The 21,109-nt window shown below is 54.3% G+C and carries 21 protein-coding genes; 13 read left to right on the forward strand and 8 right to left on the reverse strand.

Going from position 1 to position 21,109, the window contains the following annotated elements:
* Positions 1–152: 152 nt before the first annotated feature.
* On the reverse strand, positions 153–368 hold the full coding sequence (locus BLT38_RS04755) for a hypothetical protein (RefSeq protein ID WP_083344163.1): 216 nt from the start codon (positions 366–368) through the stop codon (positions 153–155).
* A gap of 120 nt (positions 369–488) precedes the next feature.
* Between BLT38_RS04755 and BLT38_RS20665 the strand changes: the two genes are divergently transcribed.
* Positions 489–743, forward strand: coding sequence for an AbrB/MazE/SpoVT family DNA-binding domain-containing protein (locus BLT38_RS20665; RefSeq protein ID WP_083344164.1), 255 nt, complete (start codon positions 489–491; stop codon positions 741–743).
* On the forward strand, positions 740–1,195 hold the full coding sequence (locus tag BLT38_RS04765; protein ID WP_083344165.1) for a type II toxin-antitoxin system VapC family toxin: 456 nt from the start codon (positions 740–742) through the stop codon (positions 1,193–1,195). The genes BLT38_RS20665 and BLT38_RS04765 overlap by 4 nt, the downstream gene beginning before the upstream one ends.
* Positions 1,196–1,230: 35 nt before the next feature.
* Here the strand turns inward: BLT38_RS04765 and BLT38_RS04770 are convergent, their stop codons facing one another.
* The 4 genes from BLT38_RS04770 to BLT38_RS04785 form a co-directional block, all read right to left on the reverse strand.
* Positions 1,231–1,725, reverse strand: a complete 495-nt coding sequence (locus BLT38_RS04770) for a hypothetical protein (protein ID WP_083344166.1) — start codon at positions 1,723–1,725, stop codon at positions 1,231–1,233.
* Positions 1,726–1,759: 34 nt separating this feature from the next.
* Positions 1,760–2,476, reverse strand: a complete 717-nt coding sequence (locus BLT38_RS04775; protein ID WP_083344167.1) for a hypothetical protein — start codon at positions 2,474–2,476, stop codon at positions 1,760–1,762.
* A 143-nt stretch (positions 2,477–2,619) separates the two neighbouring features.
* A complete protein-coding gene (locus BLT38_RS21115; RefSeq protein ID WP_083344168.1) occupies positions 2,620–2,820 on the reverse strand; it encodes a DUF3738 domain-containing protein in 201 nt (66 codons plus the stop codon).
* Positions 2,821–2,836: 16 nt separating this feature from the next.
* Positions 2,837–3,388 (reverse strand): DUF417 family protein, encoded by a 552-nt coding sequence (locus BLT38_RS04785; protein WP_083344169.1) that lies wholly within the window; start codon positions 3,386–3,388, stop codon positions 2,837–2,839.
* Between the two features lie 119 nt (positions 3,389–3,507).
* On the opposite strand from BLT38_RS04785, the gene BLT38_RS04790 reads away from it, so the two are divergent.
* From BLT38_RS04790 to BLT38_RS04810, 5 genes are all read left to right on the forward strand, one after another.
* Positions 3,508–4,326, forward strand: coding sequence for an AraC family transcriptional regulator (locus BLT38_RS04790; protein WP_083344170.1), 819 nt, complete (start codon positions 3,508–3,510; stop codon positions 4,324–4,326).
* A gap of 414 nt (positions 4,327–4,740) precedes the next feature.
* Positions 4,741–5,130: a DoxX family protein gene (locus BLT38_RS04795; protein WP_197674933.1), complete on the forward strand. Its 390-nt coding sequence runs from the start codon at positions 4,741–4,743 to the stop codon at positions 5,128–5,130.
* Between the two features lie 579 nt (positions 5,131–5,709).
* Positions 5,710–6,405, forward strand: a complete 696-nt coding sequence (locus BLT38_RS04800; RefSeq protein ID WP_083344171.1) for a TetR/AcrR family transcriptional regulator — start codon at positions 5,710–5,712, stop codon at positions 6,403–6,405.
* A gap of 241 nt (positions 6,406–6,646) precedes the next feature.
* A complete protein-coding gene (locus BLT38_RS04805; RefSeq protein ID WP_083344172.1) occupies positions 6,647–7,438 on the forward strand; it encodes a hypothetical protein in 792 nt (263 codons plus the stop codon).
* A gap of 120 nt (positions 7,439–7,558) precedes the next feature.
* Complete coding sequence (locus BLT38_RS04810) at positions 7,559–7,915, forward strand: cupin domain-containing protein (RefSeq protein ID WP_083344173.1); 357 nt, start codon at positions 7,559–7,561, stop codon at positions 7,913–7,915.
* Between the two features lie 189 nt (positions 7,916–8,104).
* On the opposite strand, the gene BLT38_RS04815 is transcribed toward BLT38_RS04810, so the two are convergent.
* Entirely contained in the window at positions 8,105–8,617 is a 513-nt protein-coding gene (locus BLT38_RS04815) for a ferritin-like domain-containing protein (RefSeq protein ID WP_083344174.1), read from the reverse strand.
* 341 nt (positions 8,618–8,958) lie between these two features.
* On the opposite strand from BLT38_RS04815, the gene BLT38_RS04820 reads away from it, so the two are divergent.
* The 4 genes from BLT38_RS04820 to BLT38_RS04835 all read left to right on the forward strand — a co-directional run bounded on the left by BLT38_RS04820 (position 8,959) and on the right by BLT38_RS04835 (position 14,997).
* Entirely contained in the window at positions 8,959–9,849 is an 891-nt protein-coding gene (locus tag BLT38_RS04820; RefSeq protein ID WP_083344175.1) for a manganese catalase family protein, read from the forward strand.
* Positions 9,850–9,973: 124 nt separating this feature from the next.
* Complete coding sequence (gene tal, locus BLT38_RS04825; RefSeq protein ID WP_083344176.1) at positions 9,974–10,957, forward strand: transaldolase; 984 nt, start codon at positions 9,974–9,976, stop codon at positions 10,955–10,957.
* Between the two features lie 488 nt (positions 10,958–11,445).
* Entirely contained in the window at positions 11,446–12,948 is a 1,503-nt protein-coding gene (locus BLT38_RS04830; RefSeq protein WP_231966746.1) for an ATPase domain-containing protein, read from the forward strand.
* 543 nt (positions 12,949–13,491) lie between these two features.
* Positions 13,492–14,997, forward strand: coding sequence for a PAS domain-containing sensor histidine kinase (locus BLT38_RS04835; protein WP_231966747.1), 1,506 nt, complete (start codon positions 13,492–13,494; stop codon positions 14,995–14,997).
* Positions 14,998–15,140: 143 nt separating this feature from the next.
* On the opposite strand, the gene BLT38_RS04840 is transcribed toward BLT38_RS04835, so the two are convergent.
* Both BLT38_RS04840 and BLT38_RS04845 read right to left on the reverse strand, forming a co-directional pair.
* The gene (locus tag BLT38_RS04840; protein ID WP_083344178.1) at positions 15,141–15,332 is read right to left on the reverse strand and encodes a hypothetical protein; all 192 of its coding nucleotides are present in this window, start codon (positions 15,330–15,332) and stop codon (positions 15,141–15,143) included.
* Between the two features lie 29 nt (positions 15,333–15,361).
* Entirely contained in the window at positions 15,362–15,772 is a 411-nt protein-coding gene (locus BLT38_RS04845) for an exo-beta-N-acetylmuramidase NamZ domain-containing protein (protein WP_083344179.1), read from the reverse strand.
* A gap of 1,229 nt (positions 15,773–17,001) precedes the next feature.
* Between BLT38_RS04845 and BLT38_RS04860 the strand changes: the two genes are divergently transcribed.
* Positions 17,002–19,335, forward strand: coding sequence for a glycosyltransferase family 4 protein (locus tag BLT38_RS04860; RefSeq protein ID WP_083344182.1), 2,334 nt, complete (start codon positions 17,002–17,004; stop codon positions 19,333–19,335).
* Complete coding sequence (locus tag BLT38_RS04865; RefSeq protein ID WP_197674934.1) at positions 19,332–20,366, forward strand: glycosidase; 1,035 nt, start codon at positions 19,332–19,334, stop codon at positions 20,364–20,366. Before BLT38_RS04860 ends, BLT38_RS04865 begins: the two co-directional genes overlap by 4 nt.
* The last annotated feature ends 743 nt before the right edge of the window (positions 20,367–21,109 follow it).

Below are 21,109 nucleotides of genomic sequence, written 5' to 3' on the forward strand. Positions count from 1 at the left end.
GTATACGGACGCATAACGCCTCATGAATGTTCGGTTTCAGACATGAGGATGAAGCGGATTTGGGGTTTCTTTGATCGAGAGTTGAGTCGTCTCCGTATTGTTCCGGCTCGAGCGCGGGTGAGGTCCGGGGGCCATTGTGGTACCGTCCCGAACTACAGGCCGAGATCGGCAACCAACTCCGCATTTGCTTCTACGGTAGCCACGGTTCCCATGTTTTCGTGCAGGGTGGAGTAGAAGGCTTCGAACTTTTCCGCGGCGTACTTCTTAACCGCGAAATTCACGTTGTTGGTGGCCGTATCGCGGTGGGGGCCGTCATCGAGCCATATCTCGGAGCGGCCGTGGTTCAGGCGCTTGGCATAGAGTGTCATTGCGTCCAGCCTATCGTGTCTGATACCGCGAGGAGGTCCGCCGCGCTCTTTTTATAGAGGAATCGCGGGAAATCCATCTGGTTCGCTGGAAGTATTACACTTACAGGTAGGAGTCTTACCATGCAGATCACAAGTAAAGGTCAGGTTACGATCCCGCTACACGTTCGCACACGCCTCGGTCTTCTACCCCATACCGAAGTCGAATTCGAAGTGATCGGCGATCATGCTCGGATCCGTAAGACGAAGCCTGTTTCGAGCAAGCGGGGAAGCCGTGCCCTGGAAGCGCTTCGCGGAGCCGCGGATAGACGTATGTCGACCGACGAGATCATGGCATTGACGCGAGGCGATGTGCCCCGGAAGCGGAAGACGAAATGACTTCCGCGTTGCGCAGTGTCGCTGAGCGTCTACGTCGTACCAACGGCGTCTTAGTCGACAGTAACGTGCTGTTGGATGTCGCGACGGACGATGTGACTTGGAGTGGATGGTCGTCGGATGCGCTCGCAGAGTGCCTTGAGTACTCTCGACTCTTCATAAATCCGATCATCTATGCCGAAGTCTCCGTCGGCTTTTCCACCATCGAAGCGCTGGACGTCGCGCTGCCTAGCGACATCTTTCAAAGAGCGCCATTGCCATGGGAAGCCGGATTTCTTGCCGGGAAGAGTTTCCTGAGTTACCGCAAGCGCGGTGGCACCCGCTCGACGCCGTTGCCCGATTTCTATATCGGTGCGCACGCGGCAATCGCCAATCTTGCTCTCCTGACGCGCGATGTCGCGCGGTATCAAACCTATTTCCCAACTCTTGAGCTGCTCGCGCCGTCAACGAAATGAAGTGGCGTCACGAGTCGCTATTGCGGCATCGGCAACTAGTTTCGAGATCGTCGCGTTGGGCATGACTTCGGTGTCTTATTCCCATTCACCACAACCCAGCCATTATCCGCGGTGGGGTGTGTGGAACAGTGCACGTCATGGATGCCGGCAACCCAGAGTCCGCCGGTGGTATAGCCCTCCCCGTAGGCGAATACCGAGTCTCCAGGCTTCGCAGATACAACGCCGTCAAGACTGTCGTTAATGGCAATCTGAATCTTTGCCGCCTGTCCATCGGGGAGCTTCACATTCACGGTGATGATGTGGTGAGAACCATGTTTGCCTCCGCTGTTAACCCGCGTGCCTGCGGAGATGCCACACGCCATGACGTTCTCAACGTAGCCCTTCGGATGTTCCTGAAGCATGGTCTGCAGCTTTGCATTGACCTGAGGAGAACAGGTTGACGGCACGGGGACATTGCGCCCCTGGGCATGCATCAGGACGGGACATAGGGCCGTTACGACCGCCAGTGCTGAAAATAGCTGGACACGCATACTGCTAATTCTCCTCTTCATGGTTATGAGAGCCTCATGAAATCACGGATGCGGTTGCCCAGGGCAGGATCTTCCAAGAGTCGTTGCTGCGCTCCAGAACGACCCAACGCCAATTTCCGCAGAGTCCACCGCAGTACATTCCAATCTCGGTCATGGCTAACGTGTGTGCACGATTAAAGTAGACAGCCGTAAAGCTGTGTAAGCCCGCAGCGCCTTTGAATTCGTCCGGCGTTGGAGGAGCTTGCATGATGTTGTTCTTCGGTGGGAGATAACCGAAAACATGTCTCCTGTATCGGTTCTGAGCGTCTTCATCCAAGAGATGAACCGGCAACTTCAAATGAAATTCCGTTGCGTCGAGTTGGTAGCGATCATGGCAGTGAGCATCGTAGTCGGCCAACACTTCGCCGAAGTCTGCCTGTCGAGGCTCGGGCGGGTGAACGTCCTGATGTGGGTTCAACATGCCAGCGGTCTTGCACGAACTATCGAGCGGCAACGCCTTCGTCGTGTCCTCCAACAACCAAAACGAGCGTGGAACATTACCCCATTCAATCTCTCTCCCAGGGAGGAGCTGTGAGTAAATTTCGTACGACTCCTTCACACGATCGGGTGGGATGGGAGTGGGAGTTGACTGCGGCGGAGCGGTCGTCGCCTGTTGCGCAAAGCTAGTTGCCAATACGAGGACGAACGCGGAACGGATGCCCCAATGTTTCACAGCGAATGCAAAACCCTTCGTTCGCATGGTGTCGATCATAGTGTGTTCCGATCTGGATACAGGTCGTGATGCCTGGTCGTGGAATGAGCCTTGAAGGTTGCGAAGAGCGTTCGAGCCCAATGTAAGGACGATCCAAGTGCCTAGTTCGGGTCGGGCCTTTCGATGTGGTCAAATGGTGAGATTCAATGCAGGGCCGCGCTTCGACGCGGGGCCAATCCAATTGGGGAGACGGGCAAGGAGGTCAAAGATTCAGTTGACAGATCGCGTCCATCTTCGATCCATGGCAGAGAAAAGTCGTATCGCCCAGTGAGTCCGGTCTTATTCTGGATCGGATAGCCTTTCGATATCCGAGCAAGGTATTCTGCGAATTCATCCATCGACATGCCAACGAATTCACGTCTACCAGGTTCTCGTACGTAAAAACCCTTTCCCAAGAGGAAGGGCCGTTGCTTTCTTACCGAAGTAGCCGATCAGGTAAAACGAGACGCCGAGAGCGATGATGTCCTTGTAGAGAAACAGGCCAAGGAAACTCATGTACCGCATACCGGTGATGCCTGGTACAGAAACGAGCGCACCTGGAGTGCTGAAGAGCATGGTGCTGGTCGTGAAGAACATAACCACACCCACAAGACCACCAAGAATACCCGCCTTCGGTTTGAAGTAGCCGACGATGATCAGGACTGCATAAAGCCATTCCGTGAGGCCGATCAGATCGGATCCGACATACGGTCCAAAGATCTTGAAATGCCACCATACCAGTGGGCTGTTAGAAACCAGAGGAATGATGCCTTCAGCACCGGAGCGAGTCATCTTGAAAGATCCTGCCCAAAGCAGCATCACGGTCATGCCAATGCTGCAGATCAGAAAGGCGATGTTGCGCTCCTCAACCCAAGCGGCGAACCGCACCAAACCACCCTCCAACTTTTTTTCCAACTCGCCTAACTGATTCATAATCTCGTTCCTTTCCGTCCGCCTGGGAGTTGTTTCTTCACACACCCGAGGGCAACTGACTAGATCATGCGATACGAATATCGAGATTGAGTGCCTTTGGCATACCTTATAGTCTCAATATGGATCCTCTGGCACCGTTTTTTGAACGGTTCGGACTCTCGGCACGAATGTTTTATTCAGGGAAGCAGTGTGGGATTTCTCCCGACCTGAACGAACCGACGGGATATCTCCACGTGCTGCGGAAAGGAACCTTAACGGTCTTTCGTCCAGACGCGCAACCATTGGTTTTGAGTACGCCGAGCATCCTCTTCTTCTCGCGTCCGCAACAACATCGTGTTCACGGCCCCGAAGACGAGGGTGCCGATCTGGTCTGCGCGACCGTTCGATTTGGCGTCGGCATGTTAAACCCTCTGACCGCGTCACTTCCGGAGCCGTTTGTTGTTCCGCTGGATACACTTCCCGAACTTGCTCCCGCACTGGAGCTTTTGTTTTCTGAAGCAAACTCCCAAAGTTCTGGGCGACAGGTCGCGCTCGATCATCTCTTCGAGTACGTCCTCGTGCTTCTGATGCGGTCCGCATTGAATGACCGTCTGCTAAGCAGTGGTGTCTTGCTCGGCCTTGCGGATGAATGTTTGCGCAAAGCAATCGAGGCGATGCACAAACATCCTGAGGCGCCATGGTCCTTGGAGCAACTGGCGCAACGCGCTGGAATGTCTCGGGCACGCTTCGCCGCTCGTTTCCGCAAGATTGTTGGCATAACGCCCTTCGACTACCTTACCGACTGGCGTCTTGGCGTAGCGCAAGCCATGCTGCGCAAAGGAAGTTCTCTCAAGCTCATCGCTGCAGCCGTGGGATATGCCAATGCGACGGCTCTCACGCGCGTCTTTAGCAAGCGCGTCGGAAAATCACCTTCTGATTGGCTTTCCGAACGAAATTGAGGTTCTATCTGTGAATGTCCTCTCTGAACATGACCTGTTGACGTTGGGTAGCCGTTCCTGATCTTCCAAAGAGCCAGTCCAGATTGTCGAGAGACAGGTTCTCTTGCCGATGTATTTCGAGAGAGCAGAAGGCGTTCGTGGAGGATTCTGTTGGGTCAACGGGATACGTTTCACTGCAGAGCCTAACTGAGTTCAGTCGCAAAGTTCCATTGGAAGGGCGTCGAAAGTTTCTCTGTAACTCCCGTGAGGCTCATAACGTCATACTGTCGCCGCATTCGACCCCAACCAACGGTGCGTGCACGTTTATGGAGGATCATGGGCAAACGACTCTTAACGACCAGTTCTCAACCTTTAGCGTTGGTTGCGAAGCAATGGAGCCCCTTGCCGTTGCGCTTAATCGTTGGCTAGGGCTTCATGAGTCACGGTTTCGCAAAGCTCTTCAAAGGTCCGGACGTTTTTGCGGGCATCCTTCTCACTCTCGGTGTGCCGATGCCGCATCTCATGGCTTGGGTGACAATCGGAATCGAAATACTTGGTGGTCTCGCCATACTGTTAGGCGCTTATGTCAGTTTCATAAGTGGGCCGATGATCCTTCTGCTCCTTGTGGCGATCTTTACTGTGCATTTGCCATATGGTTTCAGTTCGATCAAGCTGATGTCTGCTCAGGCTGGCAGAGCTCAGTTCGGACCGCCGGGCTATGAATGTGATCTGCTTTATATTGCCTGTATCGCAGGCCTCATACTTGGTGGTTCAGGACCGTTATCTCTCACCCCGAGAAAAGATACTGTCGGGGTCGCAGAATAGCTAATGTTGTCGATGCCATTCTCTTTCCGAAGAGCGTGTACCCTTGCTGTCTTCCGAGTCTTTTTGGTGATCATTGCAATCTGTCTGGCCATCGCGACTCTAAGCGGCTGCGCCTAGGCTCGATGAGGCTAAAACCAACAGCAACTCGTGAACCAGGGATGAAGACTACCCAGTTAATGCGAGTGTGGGCTTTGTCTCCATGAAGCATGGGGTGAGCGTCAACATCCAATAGCACTAGAAAATGAGGAGCCGACACTGTGTATTCGCCGTGTCGGCTTTATTTGCCCTCAGCATAGATGGAGCTTCAATCCGAATCCGCGTCGCGAATACGATCCGCTCAAGCAGATTGTCACCCTCCACGCACTAGCCTCAGACTCCAAACTCACAAGCTTGAACGTTCGTTGACGTCACCCTGTCCACTGTTTTTCGCAGTGGATCTGATGGAAAGAATCGCTTCATAGCTTGACTCTTTCCCAGAACCCTCCAGTCGGTTTCGCTTGCAAAAACGAGAAATCGACGGACCAAAGTTCAAAAATAAATTCGTTGCTGAGGGTGTGTATTAATGACAAATTCAGTGTCATGAATGAAGCGCGCGGTTATTCAAGCCCTCTCCGCAAGCAGCAGGCGGAGGATACACGTCGACGAATCGTTGATGCCGCGCTGGAATTGATTCAGGAAACTCGTCAGGAGACTTTGTCGCATGAACGCATTGCGAAGCGTTCGGAGATCGCACTCAGAACGGTGTATCGGCACTTTCCTACTCGTACGGAGTTACTGGATGCGGTCTGGCAGGAAAGTGATCGCCGCCTGCAATTGGCCCATTACCCGGATACGGAGAGCGACATGCTCGCTTCCTTGGAGTCTGTCTACGGCAATATGGATGCGCATCCGGGGCTCATCCGAGGGCTGTTGCATTCAAATGCGGGCCAGGAGATGCGGCGGCGCGACAACGAACGGCGCCGGCAGGGCGTAGTCAAAGCACTCGCGGATGCTACATCCCAGCTCTCTGAGGATGAGCGCAGGCAGGTGATTGCAGTTTTTCAATCGCTCTACAGCGCTCGCACTTGGGAGATGATGCGTGATCGCGCGCACCTGAAGGACGGAGAAGTCAGCAAGGCTGTTGGCTGGGCTATGCGGACGCTCCTGGATTCGCTCGCTCCGATCAGAAGCAGCACAAGAAGCCTGCGATCAAGACTGCAAAGGCTTCCACGAAGCCAGCCAAAGGGGCCTCGATACGAATCACTGAGACCCTCAACGGACGGCGTCGTCGACTGACATTGCATCTGCGCGGCTAACCACCCAACTCTTCGGACACCACCGTACCAAGTTGCTGGAGCGGCCGCAACTCTGCGTTCTCCGATCAGTCCGCTGCATCGGCGGTCTCGATCGACGCAGGCCACCCGTACTACAGCATTGCAAATCAATAGCGCCCCGCAGGGCGACGACCCCGTGCGCCCAGAAGCGCCTCACGACAAGAACAAGGCGGCCATCTTGCTGCCTCGAGGAGAGCAACATCATGACGATCTATCGAACATTCTTTGGAATAACTGCAAAAGCGCTTATCGTGTTCGCGCTTATTCCATATCCATCCTTTATGCATGCCCAGCTATGGTCCCCGCACCAGAAGTCCACATTGGTGGAGAAGCAACCTCAGATGCAGCAACTACCGCAGTCCGTCGGTGGTAGGACAGCAGTTGCATTTAGTAATGAGGATGGCACGTTGCCAATCTTCGCTGCGAAGAAGCCCGGTGTTGTCCGCATCGGCATGATCCTGCCGGTCAACAAGCTTGATGACAAGGGACCATTGAACGATGGTGAACCGTGGCGAACCGCCGAATTGCAGTTACTTGCGGGACCAACGCTGGAGGCGATTGCGCTCAAGTCGATCCTTCCCGAGCAGGCCCTCAAAGAAGCAGAGCTTCTTGCCTGCGACTACGTTTTGACGACCACGATCACACAGCAGCCGGTCCAAACACAAGGTCGCTTCAGCAGGCTCAGTAACATGCGGACGCTACAAGCTGCCGCTACTGCAGCGCAGTTCGTTCCTGGCGTCGGCTCGGGTGCCATCGTCGCTAACATGGCGGTCTCTACCTTAGCGTCTCAAGGCCGTCCTTCTTTGGCTGATGGTCTGCCTCAACAGGTAAAGGCAAACTCCGAGATCATCATGGAGTACAGATTGACCGATGCGCACTCCAAGATTGTCTTGTCGGGAACGGAAAAGCAACGGTCGGGCAGCGACGGTTACTCGGTTGTGACCGGGATGATCACGACGGTTGCAAGCAAGGTCGCGGCCGCAGCCACCCGTTAGCCGTTCAACGATCTATAACCTTCTTACACATCACAACTCAGAAAGGATTGTAATGAAACGCACTTTGACATCTTCGGTGAACCGGTTGAACTAGTCCTCACCAGCGACAAGACAAACGGGATGTTCTCCATCGGCCGCCAGACTTGTAAACCCGGCAGCGGAACGCCGCCACACGTTCATCAACATGAAGATGAGGTCTTTTCCGTGGTGACGGGACATTTCGAGATCTTCAACGGGGAATCGTGGACAGAGATTCCAAAGAACGGCATCATCTTCGCACCTCGTGGAGGCGTGCATTGCTTCCGCAACTGCGGCGATACAGATGGCACCATCCAATTCATCTGCAGTGGAGATCGGTTCGATATTTTCCTCGAAGGCTTATCGCGCTATGTCTTGCCGCAAGACGTACAGGCCATTGTGGATTATTCCGCTACCTATGGGATCACCTATCCAACGCTTCCACCGCCCTCCGCTTGAGGATGGTGCAAAGAGCGATTGAATGTTCCGCCGTCGGCTTTCCGTGGCAAATGCCTCACGGCTGCCTCCGGCAAAGAGGTTCTCATTACGCCTCGCACACGGAAGCCATTCTTCCCCATGCGCCATTGACTTACGAATCAGGCCAAAAGGGAAGCGGGCACCGCGATATCGTGGCACCCGCAAGAAAATTTATGCAGCTGCGGCAGCTTCCGAATTCTCTCGTTGGGAAATGGAAGTCAGCAACGAATCCGCATGCTTCTCTTCATTCAGCGTCTGCTCCAAGAGGCGAGCATGCTCAGAAAGGCCAAGAATCCGTGCCCATTCCCGCGCGGAGCCGTAGGAAGCAATCTCGTAGTGTTCGATCTTCTGTGCCGTCGCAAGCAGCCCTGCATCTCGAACGGGACCTTCGCTCGATTCGCTAACGATATTTGTGCCACTCGAAATCAAGGCCGTGGTGATGGGATCTTTCTTGTCATCATCGTCGTCCGTTAGTTCCGTCAGCATCTGCCTAAGACGATCAGCCTGTACCTCGGTTTCCTGTCGATGAGATTGAAAAGCCTGCTTGAGCTGCGTGTCCTGGGCATGCTCAATCATGCTTGCAAGACCCTTGACGATCTGCGTCTCCGTTGAGAGCAGGTACTGAAGCTGTCCTACGTAGAGCGAACGCAGGTCTTCATATTCATTCGGTGTAATTAGTCCCATATATTCTCCTGTCGGTCACGATCTTCCTGCTGAGAGCGCCTATACCGGTCGCAGGTTGGCTCAGACGGAAATACTTCGTGCGTCAAAGCGGCGCATTCCGTTTTTCAACGGCACACTATGTCGGGATCGCAACTTCCTACTTCGGCACAATGTCTGAAAGGAGACTTATAGAGATGATTGATTGACGCTATATCGATGGGACTCAATTTGTATGCCGGGAATAGGACTTACATGAAACTACTCTCTTTCGCACTTACATTCGGTTATAAGCTGAGGCGGTTTCCCCTGAGCTTTGCGCATCCCATTGTGTCAGCTCGATCGATTCGGTCAGGGAGACTTTCATGTATCACCACATTAAGAAGATGATGTATACCGTCAACGTCGGCACGCCGGACGTACGGTTCGGCAACATGTTACTCGAGCAGTTTGGCGGTGCCAATGGCGAACTCGCAGCTGCGATGCAATACACGATTCAGGGTTGGAACTGCGTGGATGATCTCGCGCGACGCGATCTGCTTCTTGATATCGGAACAGAGGAGTTGAGCCACCTTGAGGTAGTAGGCGCGCTCATTCGTATGCATTTGAAGCCGATGAAGGAGAATCGGGAAGCAGCCGAAGCGGATCCCCTCATCTGTATCGCGGGAGGCGGAGGAGTCGATTTACGCAACTCGATGGGAAACGCGTGGACAGCGGACTACTTGAAGATCACCGGCGAACTCGATGTGGATCTTCGAAGCAACATCGCGGCCGAAGCTCGCGCCAAAATCGTCTACGAGCGTCTGATCAATTACACCGACGATCCAGGTTCGATCGACACTCTACAGTTCCTCATGACGCGAGAAATCACTCATATGAAGGCGTTCTCGGCGGCGCTCGAATCGTTGGAAAAGTCGCCATTTTCAATTGGTCGTCTTGCGGTGACCCCCGGAATCGGCAGTGAGTATTTCAATGCATCCACAGGGGATGGAAACGAGGGTGAGACGGACATGCACGGACCGTGGCAGTCATCCTTCGGTCTTCATCCAGTGGAGTCGGAAATGAATGGGGGACCTGGACTATCCATCGGAGATATAAAAGGTATCGCTGGCCCGGAGGGCCGCGGAAAACAAGACAGTGGAGTCAAAGCTGCCACCGCAACGGACGTTTTGACTGTCGACCCTAAGCCCGTACCGCAGACTGACGCCGCTCAAACAGGTAAGCAGGCATTCCTAAGAGAAACTCCCACAAAGTAATGTCTTTGGAAGTTGTGTGCGGAATGGATCTTGGGTCCATTCCGCGTTCATCTTCAGTTGAAGTCAACGCATATAAACGAGCAGCTCCACCCGCTGAATCTCAGTTGGTTCAGAAAGGAAGTTCATGCCCACGATGCTCGAACAGCTCCGCACGATGACGACGGTTGTCGCAGATACGGGCGATATGAATTCTATCCGCGCATACGCTCCGACAGATGCCACAACGAATCCATCCCTGCTTGAGGCGGCGGCAAAGATGCCGGAGTATCAAAGTATCGTGGATGATGTCCTCCGCTCCGCCCGCAGGAAGGCGGGTACATCGGCATCGAGTGAAGAGGTATCGGCGGCCGCATTTAAAACGCTGGCTGTTGCCTTCGGTCGCAAGATCCTAGAGATCGTTCCGGGTCGTGTCTCGACCGAGATGGATGCGCGATTAAGTTTTGATCGTGAGAAGACCATCGAAGAAGCTCGGGATGTCATCCGTCAGTACGATGAAGCTGGCATATCTCGTGAGCGGGTGCTCATTAAGATTGCCGCCACGTGGGAGGGCATTCAAGCGGCCGGGATTTTGGAAAAAGAAGGAATTCACTGCAACCTGACTTTGCTCTTCGGCATTCATCAAGCCGTCGCGTGTGCTGAAGCTGGCGTGACCCTGATCTCTCCCTTCGTGGGGCGCATTCTCGATTGGCACAAAGCCAATACAGGCAAGACCTATACAGGTGCGGAAGACCCCGGGGTCAAGTCTGTGACGGAAATTTACCGCTACTACAAGAAGTTTGGGTACTCCACCCAGATCATGGGAGCGAGCTTCCGCAACCTCGACGAAGTCAAGGAACTAGCTGGGTGCGACCTATTGACCATTTCTCCCACGCTCCTTAGCAAGTTGGCCTTGAGCAGGGAGGAACTTCCTCGCAAATTGAATCCGCAGAGTGCAAAGGAATTTGATGTGGAGAAGTTGCCAATGGATCAACAGATCTTTGAGAGAATGCATGCCGCTGATTCCATGGCACACGAACAGCTAAGCGACGGCATTGAACGCTTTTCGAAGGCTCTGGAGAGCTTGGAAGCTCTTCTCTTGAGGCGTACGAGAGAGCTTGAATCAGACTAACGGAGCTATAACGGACACAGCGACGCTGCCTAACGCGGATCCATCGCCCCGGGAGTGACAGCTGTCAAATATCGCATCATCGGTTCGCCACGATCCCAGAGGGAAGCTTTGTTTTACTTGAACTGTCACCAGCGCATTTTCAATCGCGCACCCAAACGTTCATATTCGAGTGGAGACAGCCGTATCCAATACCGTGAAGCTTTAGTCTTCGAGCGAGCCAAGATACCGATACATCTCGCGTCGTTCCGCTAAGAAATGAGCCCTGCGTCTCAGTCTGATCGATCGAAAGTGCAAAAATACCGCAACTCCGGTGAGAAGCGCGACAACGACGATGGGTAGAAATTGCACAAACATCTTGCTTCCTCAGCGGACCGTAGGGATGGGTTGACGCCTAACGTATTTGATGCGGTCTGCGCTGGTCAGCTACGTCCGATTCCATATTTGTAGGAACACGACTTATCGAGTCGTGAACCCGCCGGATAGGGCTCATGCACTATTCTGGTGCCATGCCAACGGACTTCAACCTGACGCGACTCACTACCGGGGTCGCTGGACTCGACGACATTCTTGCAGGCGGCCTGCCTACTGGGCAGATGTATCTCCTAGAGGGCGATCCAGGAACGGGTAAGACAACGCTGGCAATGCAATTCATCCTCGAGGGCTTCCGGCAGGGGCAAAAGGGACTTTATGTGACGCTATCGGAACCTCGGGCCGAGTTGGAGCTCACCATGCGCTCGCACAGTTGGGAGCCCGCGGAGCTTCCAATCGTGGAGTTCCTGCCTGACGAAGCAAGCCTTTCAGCGGAACAGCAATACACCGTGTTCCACCCTAGTGAGATCGAACTCGCAGGGACGATCAAGAAGCTGACTTCGATCGTGGATCAAAGCAATCCTGACCGGCTCGTGATCGACTCCTTGTCCGAACTGCGCCTACTCGCAGATGACGATATGCGTTATCGCCGTCAGATGCTGGCGCTGAAGCAATACTTTGCGGGTCGATCCACGACCGTCTTGCTCTTGGACGACCTCACGGCCAAGGGGCGTGATTTACAACTGCACAGCATCGCCCACGGCGTGGTCAGGTTGGAAAAGATCAGCCGTTCCTACGGTGCGACCCGCCGCCAACTTGAGGTCATTAAACTGCGAGGCTCCAGTTATCGAGAAGGTTTCCATGACTACATCATCAAGACAGGCGGTGTGGAGGTCTTTCCACGTCTGATCGCAAGCGAGCACGGTGACCCCTTCGAGGGGGAGCGGATCAAGAGTTCACTGCCGGAGCTTGACGCCATGTTCGGTGGTGGCATCGCTCGAGGCTCTTCCACACTTTTCACGGGACCTCCGGGAACGGGGAAATCCTCTCTCGCGATGTTGTACGCCTATAGCGCAGCGAAACGTGGCGATCGCGCCATTGTTTATGCGTTCGACGAGGTATTGCGTACGGCGAAAGATCGAGCTGTCGCCCTGGGTATGGACGTTCACGCCGAGATTGCCCGAGGCACATTGGCGATGTCCCAAATCGATCCGGCCGAGCTATCCCCGGGGGAATTTGTGCACCAAATCCGATCGGACGTTGAAAAAAATGACACCCGGCTAGTCGTCATCGACAGCATCAATGGCTTCATGAACTCGATGCCGGACGAGCGCGATCTTGTCATGCATCTCCACGAATTGTTGGCATACCTTAATCAAAAAGGTGTTTTGACGTTGCTGATACTGGCCCAGCAGGGACTGGTAGGCACGATGCATGCACAGATTGACATCAGTTATCTCGCCGATACGGTAGTCCTGCTCCGCTACTTCGAAGCGAAAGGCGCGATCCGTCAGGTCATCAGTATTTTGAAACAACGTCTCGGACCGCATGAGCGCACTCTCCGCGAGCTCACTCTGGACAGCGATGGGCTGCGGGTCGGCCATCCTCTCTCAAATTTTCAGGGTGTCCTGACGGGTGTTCCCCAACTCCTCGACGCATCCAACGAGGGAGATGCTTCCTGATGACTTCAGTACTGGAATCGTAGATTCGACGCGAAACTTACTCGGACAGTTCCTCAACGACCGCACGCTTCGCCGTATCTCGGGTATCCCCGACGAGGGTGTGCGATGAGTATGACGGTGCGGGTAGCTGCCCCCAGCGGACGAGATGCAGAGTTGATTGTCTCAGTGCTCACACAGCATTTGATCGATGCAGAGATCTGTCCGGATGTCGCGTCACTCCTCGTGCGGGATTTCGACATCGGCCCTTTGTTAATCGCGGAAGAGTCACTGACTCCGTCGCTTATCTTGGCGCTCGCGAAATTTGTCAGCGAACAGCCGTCTTGGTCCGACCTACCGATCTTGGTCCTAACCATGGGCGGCCGTGACAGCGACAGAACGCGTACGCTTGATCGGGCTCGTATCCCGATTGGAACGACGGTTCTTCTGGAACGGCCGATTCGTACGGAAACCCTTCTCAGTAGTGTCAGGGCCGCTCTGCGAGCGCGGAGCCGGCAATACCAGGTACGGGACGCGATCGCAGAACGGGACCGAGTCATGGAGGAATTGCGAAGAGAACAAGAGACGCTTCGCACGGTCCTCGATAGCATGCCTGTGGGTGTCTCTGTCGCGCGTGCGAATGGCGAAATCTTCCTCACGAACCCCGAGGTCGCGCGCATCCTCCGTCATGAGCATTTGCCGACGCCGGATTTCGAGAGCTACTCCGACTGGAAGACATACCATGCTGACGGTCGAAAACTAGAGGTACAGGAATATCCCTTAGCCCAAGCGATCACGCGGAGAGAACCCATCCCGGGACAAGATTTCCGCTATCAAAGAGGGGATGGCACGATGGCTTGGATACGCCTATCAGCCTCTCCCATCCTCGGTCAAGAGGGAACGATTCTCGGCGCAGTCACGGTCCTTATTGACGTCGACGCGGAACGACAGCAACGAGAAAATCTGACACGGAGTGAAGAGCGGTTTCGGCTCTTGATCGAGCAGGCTAGTGTCGGCATCGTCATCGGCGATCTCACAGGACGCCTTACCTACATGAACCCACGCCTACTGGAGATCCTGGGCTATACGACTTCTGACTTGGACGCCGGGGCGGCCCGCTGGGATGAACTTACGCCGCCCGAGTATGCACGCCTTGATGAGAATGCAGTGGTGGAACTCCAGACGACAGGAACCGCACAGCCTTATCAGAAGGCATTCGTGGCTCGGGACGGAACCAAAATTCCGTTTCTGGTCGGAGCCGTTCGCATTCCGTCACAAGTTGCAGGTGAGAGGGAAGAGATCGCTGTTTTTCTGACCGATCTGCGCTCCCAAAAACAAGCCGAAGCGGCCCTGATCCAAAGCGAGAAGCTGGCTGCGGTGGGAAGGCTCGCAGCGTCGATATCTCACGAGATCAATAATCCCTTGGAAGCGGTAACGAATCTGCTTTTCCTGGCAAGTTCGGAACAGAACCCATCTCTGGTGAAGGACTACCTCGATCAGGCATCGCACGAACTGGCACGGGTATCACAGATCGCAGGTCAGACGCTACGCTTTCATCGCCAGTCGACCCGTCCCCGCGCCATGACGCCTCGCGAACTGCTCGATCCGGTGTTGGCACTGTACGAAGGGCGTCTTCGCAACGCCAACGTACGCTCCGTCTCAGAGCATCGTGGCGACCCAAAGTTCGTCTGCTATGAGGGAGACATGCGTCAGGTGCTGAATAACTTGATTGGAAACGCGATCGATGCGATGCGCGGCGACGGAACCTTGCGTGTCAGGAGTCGGGCAGCGAGAGACCCACGTTCTGATGCGAACGGTGTTCGCATCACGATCGCCGACACGGGCCTCGGCATGAGTGCGGCAACGCTCCATCGGATATTCGAACCATTCTTTACGACGAAGGGCATCAATGGCACCGGCCTGGGCTTGTGGATCTCGCAAGGCATCGTGCAGAAGCACCAGGGCAAACTTCGAGTAAGAAGTCGCACCGGTGGCGCGCATTCAGGAACGGTCTTCGCACTCTTCTTGCCCCTTGAAACGACGGCTACGGACTCCGGCGAATTGCTGTCGTAGAGCGAGGTTCTACGTGTTGCTGGACCGCTGCGTCGGCGTCGGGGTAAGGGTGCAGGGAGACCCAAAGAGGTTTCTCCCTGCCACTTTTTGCGGAGCAGACAGAGTGGCCCCGGACGAGCCGGGGCCGGAGAAGGATAAGCGTATTATGCCGCTTTCTTCGTGGTCTTTCTGAGCGCTGCCTTCTTCGACTTCACCGCTCTAGGCTTCTTGGGAGCAAAGACAGCTTCGGCCTCGGTCAATAGATCGGGAATATCCTGTGCCGGGATACCAACGTGATCGCTGAGGACGATACGCAGGGCAAGGCCGACCAACTTCTCGGCGGCCGTAGTGCTCATAGCCCGCACGGGAAGATCCTGCCTGCTGGCTATGAGTGATCTCGCCAACGCGATCCGTGGGGAGCCAAGATCAATAGAGAAGATAACGAGCGCGAATTGCCTCGAACGCAATCCAATTCGGATTGCCATCCTGCTGATATCGCTCGTGGGTCGGTCCCTTTACGAATCTCCTCAAGTGCTGACTTATTGAGCAACAGGCGATCAACGCGATCGAGTTGGAATTGTTGCGGATAGAGCTTCCATAGAGCCGACACCGCCTCCATACCGAGTTCCTGCGCGTCGAGTGCATTGCGATCATTCACGATGATTTCGACGCCTTCAACACGTTTGCCAATGTAGGGATAATGCTCCGATCCGTTTGGAACATAAGTGACTGGCATGAAGCTTACTCCAGGGATTTTTCGGGCCTGCAGATACGCTGCTAACTCCGTTGCATGAATCCAGGGGCACCAAACCGGACGAACGGGGGCTCGCCAGGCCCGTTAACATTCACATTCGCGCCTTCGATTAGTCCGGTGCCCGGATAGAGCATTTCCGTATTCACTTCCACGGAACGCTTTTATGCAGGGGCGTGTGAAAGCCTTCGAACTTCTCCGCTTTATATCTCTCCATCGCGAGCTTCTTGATGCCTCATCTGAGGCAAAACAAGAGCTGCTCTTAAATTCCAGACGCATGCTTGAGATCAAGATCGATCCGGGGCGGCACGGCAAGCATGTCTTTGCATCGTTGGAGTATATTCAGATTGGGTAACCAGTTCAGCCCTATAAAACAGGTCAAAAATCTTGGCATACGGTGCAGTCATCGCTTCGGTGGGCTTGTCACGACAAGGAACTAGGACCTGAAGCCTAAAGAAAATCGCGGTGCTTACGGTGCTCTAAGGTACTGATTCACACGTGGTTCCGAATGTTGTCCCCTTGCTAGGGACGAATACGGATTGCCCTTCCCGGCACGCTCGTGAATAACGGCGTACAGTTACGTATAGAGTCCTTCTCGCCTTCAGCCTTCACGGCATTGCTCCAGACGAGCGTCTTTCAAGCACGCCACAGTCTCGGAGTCCTCATGAGTGTTCCTCGTAGCAGCGACGTCTCAAAGCATCTTGCGCGTAGCCCCAAGCGCAAAGGAATTGTTCTGCCATTTCCAACATCGCATGTTCCTGCTCGGGACATTCATACGGATGAAATGACAGTAAAAACGGAGGAACAACTCCTCGTGGGTGACTTACAAGCGACTAAAGAGACAGACGGATCTGAGCTTCTACCGGAAACGAGATAACTCTGTGAAAACAGGGGTATCTCAGTTTTGGATTGAGATCCGTCGTTGCTCAACGAACGAGATAACGACCTACACGGCCAGCGGGCGTGGAATCGGCGTGCCGGGGCGGTCCCTTAGCTATACGTTCCAAAGTTATGCCGATCTAAAAGACGATCTGGATAACCTCGGAATCAGCCTTTCGTGGATCGCAGACCGCCAACTCCGTGGTGGACTCCATGCAGCCGTCGAATGTGATGAACGAACGCTGTGCCTGCTTGGGATTTGGGACCCGGTCGCAGCGTGAATCCTAACGGGATCGAGGATGTGCCTGATGGCAGATTCCATAACGTAGGAAACCTTACAAGCCCGCCCGGGCTTTTGCTCTTCCTCCTAACGCTGTCGAATTTCGAAAGCTATCATGTCCAATGAGATCGCTCCTGCACTCTGTGAGCTCGGCAATTCACAGTCGTTGCCGCTCCCCACGCGAATCGCGTTTATCGGCAACTACTTACCCAGGCAATGCGGCATCGCGACATTCACCACGGACCTTTGCACCGCAATCGCACAAGAGTTTGGGGAAGAGAGGCTGTTCGCGATTCCAGTCAACGATCCGGGAGGGGACTATCAGTACCCCGAGCGAGTTCGCCTTGAATTAGAGCAAGAGGACGTTAGCTCGTATGAGCGCGGGGCTGACTTTCTCAACTTCAATGGGAACGATCTCGTGTGCTTGCAGCATGAATACGGCATCTTCGGCGGCCCAGCGGGTTCCCACATCCTGGCGCTGCTTCGGAAGCTGCGGATGCCAATCGTTACAACCCTACATACAGTGCTGCGAGAGCCGAACCCAGATCAAATGGCGAACCTTCGAGAAATTGCGAGGATCTCCGACCGAATCGTGGTGATGAGTCAGCATGCGGTAGATCTTCTGGAAGAAATCTATGACGTCCCTGCAAGCAAGATTGACTTGATCCCGCATGGGGTTCCCGATCTTCCGTTCAATGACCCGAACTACTTCAAAGATCGTTTCAACGTAGAAGGCCAGTCGGTTCTTCTCACATTTGGTTTGCTCTCTCCAAACAAAGGAATTGAGAACGTACTCCGTGCCTTGCCCGCCATCCTGAGAGAAAACGCGGATGTGGTCTATATCATTTCGGGTGCCACCCATCCTCATGTCAGAAGGTCTGAGGGAGAGGCCTACCGGACAGGGCTTACAGAGCTCGCGAGCTCACTCGGGGTCAGTGAACACGTGATATTCGATAACCGCTTCGTGAGCAATGAAGAGTTGATGGAACACGTAGGCGCGGCTGACATCTATATCACTCCCTATCGGCAAGAGGCGCAGGTTGTCTCGGGTACGCTTGCGATCGCGTTTGGTGCAGGGAAGGCAATTATCTCGACACCTTATTGGCACGCCAAAGAGTTGCTTGCCGATGAGCGAGGGATCATTGTCCCATTCGACGATCCGGCTTCCATCGCTGAAAGCGTAAACATTCTGCTCGCGAACGACGCGTTACGGCATCAGATGCGCAAACGCGCCTACCTTTATTCGCGCGGAACAACATGGAAAATGACTGCGCAGGCGTACATGGCCACCTTTCAACGAGCGCGATCGGAGCGGATGTCAAGGCCGAGGCCAGCACCTCGCGATGCGGAAACCATAGCCTTAGATCGACTGCCATTTCTCAACACGAGCCACCTTTTCGCCATGACAGACGACACCGGCATTCTGCAGCATGCCATCTACTCTCTGCCGAACAATTCAGAGGGCTACACCACGGACGACAACGCGCGAGCACTCATCGTAGCCAACGCGTTGAATGCATCTCCTCTATCGAGCAGTGTCGAGTATGAAACATTGTCCTGTCGCTACATGGCTTTTCTATGGCTTGCCTTCCGTCATGACACTGGTCGGTTTCGGAATTTCTTGAGCTACGGGCGAACGTGGTTAGAAGAGACCGGCTCCGAAGATAGTCATGGCCGTGCGTTATGGGCGATCGGTACCGTGCTTGGCACTTCGAGCCATGTCGGGCTTCGTGGCGCAGCCGGCAGGATGTTCCAGGCTGCTGCCGCCTCTAGCCTTACCTTCAGTAGTCCACGCGCGTGGGCCTTCTCAGTGCTTGGTATGCAGGCTTATCTCGATTGGTTTCCCGGTGACCGGTTGATCCAAGGTTGGAGAAACGTCTTGGCAAACCGTCTGTTGAGCATCTTCGATCAGACACGCGGCAATAACTGGTATTGGTTTGAGAAACACTTGTCCTATTCCAACGCTCGCTTGCCGCAGGCGCTTCTCCTCGCTGGATGGAAGAGTAGCAACAGGCGGATGGTAGAGGCTGGCACCGAATCTTTGAGATGGTTACTGGCAGAACAACATCGTGAGAGCGATAGCGTGTTTGTTCCCGTGGGATCGATGGGATTTGCTGCTGGCTCGAAGAAAGAGAGATTCGATCAGCAACCCGTCGAAGCATGCGCGACGGTTTCAGCGTGCATGACCGCGCACCAGATTAGCGGAGAGCAGTCCTGGCTCGATGAGGCAGGAGTTGCTTTCCGTTGGTTTCTTGGCGAGAACGATCTCCAGGTTCCTCTCTACGACGCCGCGACAGGTGGCTGTAGGGACGGCCTGCATCCAGATCGTGTTAATGAGAATCAGGGAGCAGAGTCGACTCTTTCGTTTCTTATGGCACTTCTTGAACTGCGTGGCCTGGAACTTTCCAATGAAACGCAACAGCTTTCTGAAATGAGTGCATCGCTTTGAGTTCTACAGCCCCGATCAGCTTTATCTCGGCCCACACGGACCGAGAGACAGAACGCCTCAGCACACTTGCGAACGAACCGCTGTTTCAGCGGCATTCTGCGAACCCGATCCTCGGCCCCAATGATTGGCCCTATCCCATCAATAGCGTTTTCAATGCTGGCGCCGTCAAGCTGCCGGATGGAGATACGCTTCTGCTATGTCGTGTTGAGGATAGGCGAGGACTCTCTCATCTCTGTGCGGCAAGGTCCGCAAACGGCATTGATAGATGGAGGATTGATCGGACACCGACCATGCCCGCGTTGCCGAAGGAATTTCCTGAAGAGATATGGGGTGTCGAAGATCCACGCATCACGTATGTCCCAGAACTCAAGCAGTTCGCAGTTGCGTACACATCGTTTGCTCGCGGAGGTCCGGGAGTCTCCCTGGCCCTGACATCAGACTTTGTTACGTTCGATCGTTACGGTGTCATCATGCCACCTGAGGACAAAGACGCAGCACTGTTTCCAAGGAAGATCAATGGAAAATGGGCCCTGATACATCGTCCAATGACGGCGCTTGGCGCTCATATGTGGATCTCTTACTCTCCTGATCTTCGACATTGGGGAGACCACATGGTGATGCTCGAAGCGCGGAAAGGCGGGTGGTGGGACGCAAATAAGATAGGGCTTTGTTCACCTCCCATAGAGACAGCAAAAGGGTGGCTCGTGATTTATCACGGCGTTCGTACTACCGCATCTGGAAGCATCTACAGGTTGGGGCTGGCCTTGTTTGATCTCGACCGCCCTGAAGTATGTCTTCAACGTGGCGACGCTTGGGTATTCGGACCAGAAGCTCCTTATGAACGAAATGGTGATGTGAAGGATGTTGTCTTTCCTTGTGGACAGGTTGTTGAAGACGACGGCGATACGATCCGTCTTTATTACGGTGCCGCAGATTCCTATATGGCCGTGGCCACAGGGAGTATTCGTAAGCTGCTCTCGTGGTTAGAAACGAATGCACCAATTACTTTGTCTGATGGAACTGAATCGTAAGACGCACCACATATCAGGGCTGAAAAGCGCGCAGACTGAAACAAAGAGCGTAAGCTCAGCGCAGTAGCTATTTTTTCTCGCCTCCAGCAGTACCATCGCTTCGCTTCAGACGAGCACCTCCCAAGCAAGCAACTGGACCTCTGGTGTAGACATGAGTCGCAGAGACAAGTCTGACGTACATAACCACCTTTCCGCCTCGCGCAAGCACTCGCCGTTGATTTCGCTCACCGATCGGAAGACCAATGCAACTCCTCAGGCGATCACGGCAGAAAAGCCTTCGCTGGTTTTGGTTAAGAAACCAGTTGGTCGATTAATACTGCCGTTAATGGAAGATCAAACCGGATGACTACAGGTTCCGTTTTCTTTCGTTCTGGCACTCGCTTCCCAAGAAACTTTAGTCTTCCTGACAAGCCGAGCTATGCCGGTTGGAGTAACTCCGAGCTTGAGTCCGCATACAAGGTGGACCAGCGGATCCGCGAACTGGGATGGCACTTCATGTGGTTAGCGCTATATTCCACGAGGATCGGAGTTGGACGTAGTCGAACTTCGGCACTCGATAAAGCGATCCGTTCAGGCCTCGAGGATCTCAAGCCCCGATTCAATACAGCAGAGCTGATGGATGTAAGGGTGAGAAAATATCCGGGATTTTACGTCGCAAAGGTAAAGCTGGCCGCCCGACACATTCAGGAGTGGGCGTCCCTCGGGCTGGTCGACGAGGCGGTCTTCAGGATCGCTCCCGATCT

It is taken from the genome of Terriglobus roseus, from assembly GCF_900102185.1.
GTDB classification, from domain to species: Bacteria; Acidobacteriota; Terriglobia; order Terriglobales; family Acidobacteriaceae; genus Terriglobus; species Terriglobus roseus_A.

Excerpts from the sequence above, each read along its gene's own strand:
- BLT38_RS04790 (WP_083344170.1), top strand. The coding sequence starts at position 3,508 with ATGGATCCTCTGGCACCGTTTTTTGAACGGTTCGGACTCTCGGCACGA.
- BLT38_RS04800 (WP_083344171.1), top strand. The coding sequence starts at position 5,710 with ATGAATGAAGCGCGCGGTTATTCAAGCCCTCTCCGCAAGCAGCAGGCG.
- BLT38_RS21115 (WP_083344168.1), bottom strand. The coding sequence starts at position 2,820 with ATGTCGATGGATGAATTCGCAGAATACCTTGCTCGGATATCGAAAGGC.
- BLT38_RS04815 (WP_083344174.1), bottom strand. The coding sequence starts at position 8,617 with ATGGGACTAATTACACCGAATGAATATGAAGACCTGCGTTCGCTCTAC.
- BLT38_RS04785 (WP_083344169.1), bottom strand. The coding sequence starts at position 3,388 with ATGAATCAGTTAGGCGAGTTGGAAAAAAAGTTGGAGGGTGGTTTGGTG.
- BLT38_RS04755 (WP_083344163.1), bottom strand. The coding sequence starts at position 368 with ATGACACTCTATGCCAAGCGCCTGAACCACGGCCGCTCCGAGATATGG.
- BLT38_RS04795 (WP_197674933.1), top strand. The coding sequence starts at position 4,741 with ATGAGTCACGGTTTCGCAAAGCTCTTCAAAGGTCCGGACGTTTTTGCG.
- BLT38_RS20665 (WP_083344164.1), top strand. The coding sequence starts at position 489 with ATGCAGATCACAAGTAAAGGTCAGGTTACGATCCCGCTACACGTTCGC.
- tal (WP_083344176.1), top strand. The coding sequence starts at position 9,974 with ATGCCCACGATGCTCGAACAGCTCCGCACGATGACGACGGTTGTCGCA.
- BLT38_RS04820 (WP_083344175.1), top strand. The coding sequence starts at position 8,959 with ATGTATCACCACATTAAGAAGATGATGTATACCGTCAACGTCGGCACG.
- BLT38_RS04770 (WP_083344166.1), bottom strand. The coding sequence starts at position 1,725 with ATGCGTGTCCAGCTATTTTCAGCACTGGCGGTCGTAACGGCCCTATGT.
- BLT38_RS04775 (WP_083344167.1), bottom strand. The coding sequence starts at position 2,476 with ATGATCGACACCATGCGAACGAAGGGTTTTGCATTCGCTGTGAAACAT.
- BLT38_RS04810 (WP_083344173.1), top strand. The coding sequence starts at position 7,559 with ATGTTCTCCATCGGCCGCCAGACTTGTAAACCCGGCAGCGGAACGCCG.
- BLT38_RS04765 (WP_083344165.1), top strand. The coding sequence starts at position 740 with ATGACTTCCGCGTTGCGCAGTGTCGCTGAGCGTCTACGTCGTACCAAC.
- BLT38_RS04840 (WP_083344178.1), bottom strand. The coding sequence starts at position 15,332 with ATGAGCACTACGGCCGCCGAGAAGTTGGTCGGCCTTGCCCTGCGTATC.
- BLT38_RS04805 (WP_083344172.1), top strand. The coding sequence starts at position 6,647 with ATGACGATCTATCGAACATTCTTTGGAATAACTGCAAAAGCGCTTATC.
- BLT38_RS04860 (WP_083344182.1), top strand. The coding sequence starts at position 17,002 with ATGTCCAATGAGATCGCTCCTGCACTCTGTGAGCTCGGCAATTCACAG.
- BLT38_RS04830 (WP_231966746.1), top strand. The coding sequence starts at position 11,446 with ATGCACTATTCTGGTGCCATGCCAACGGACTTCAACCTGACGCGACTC.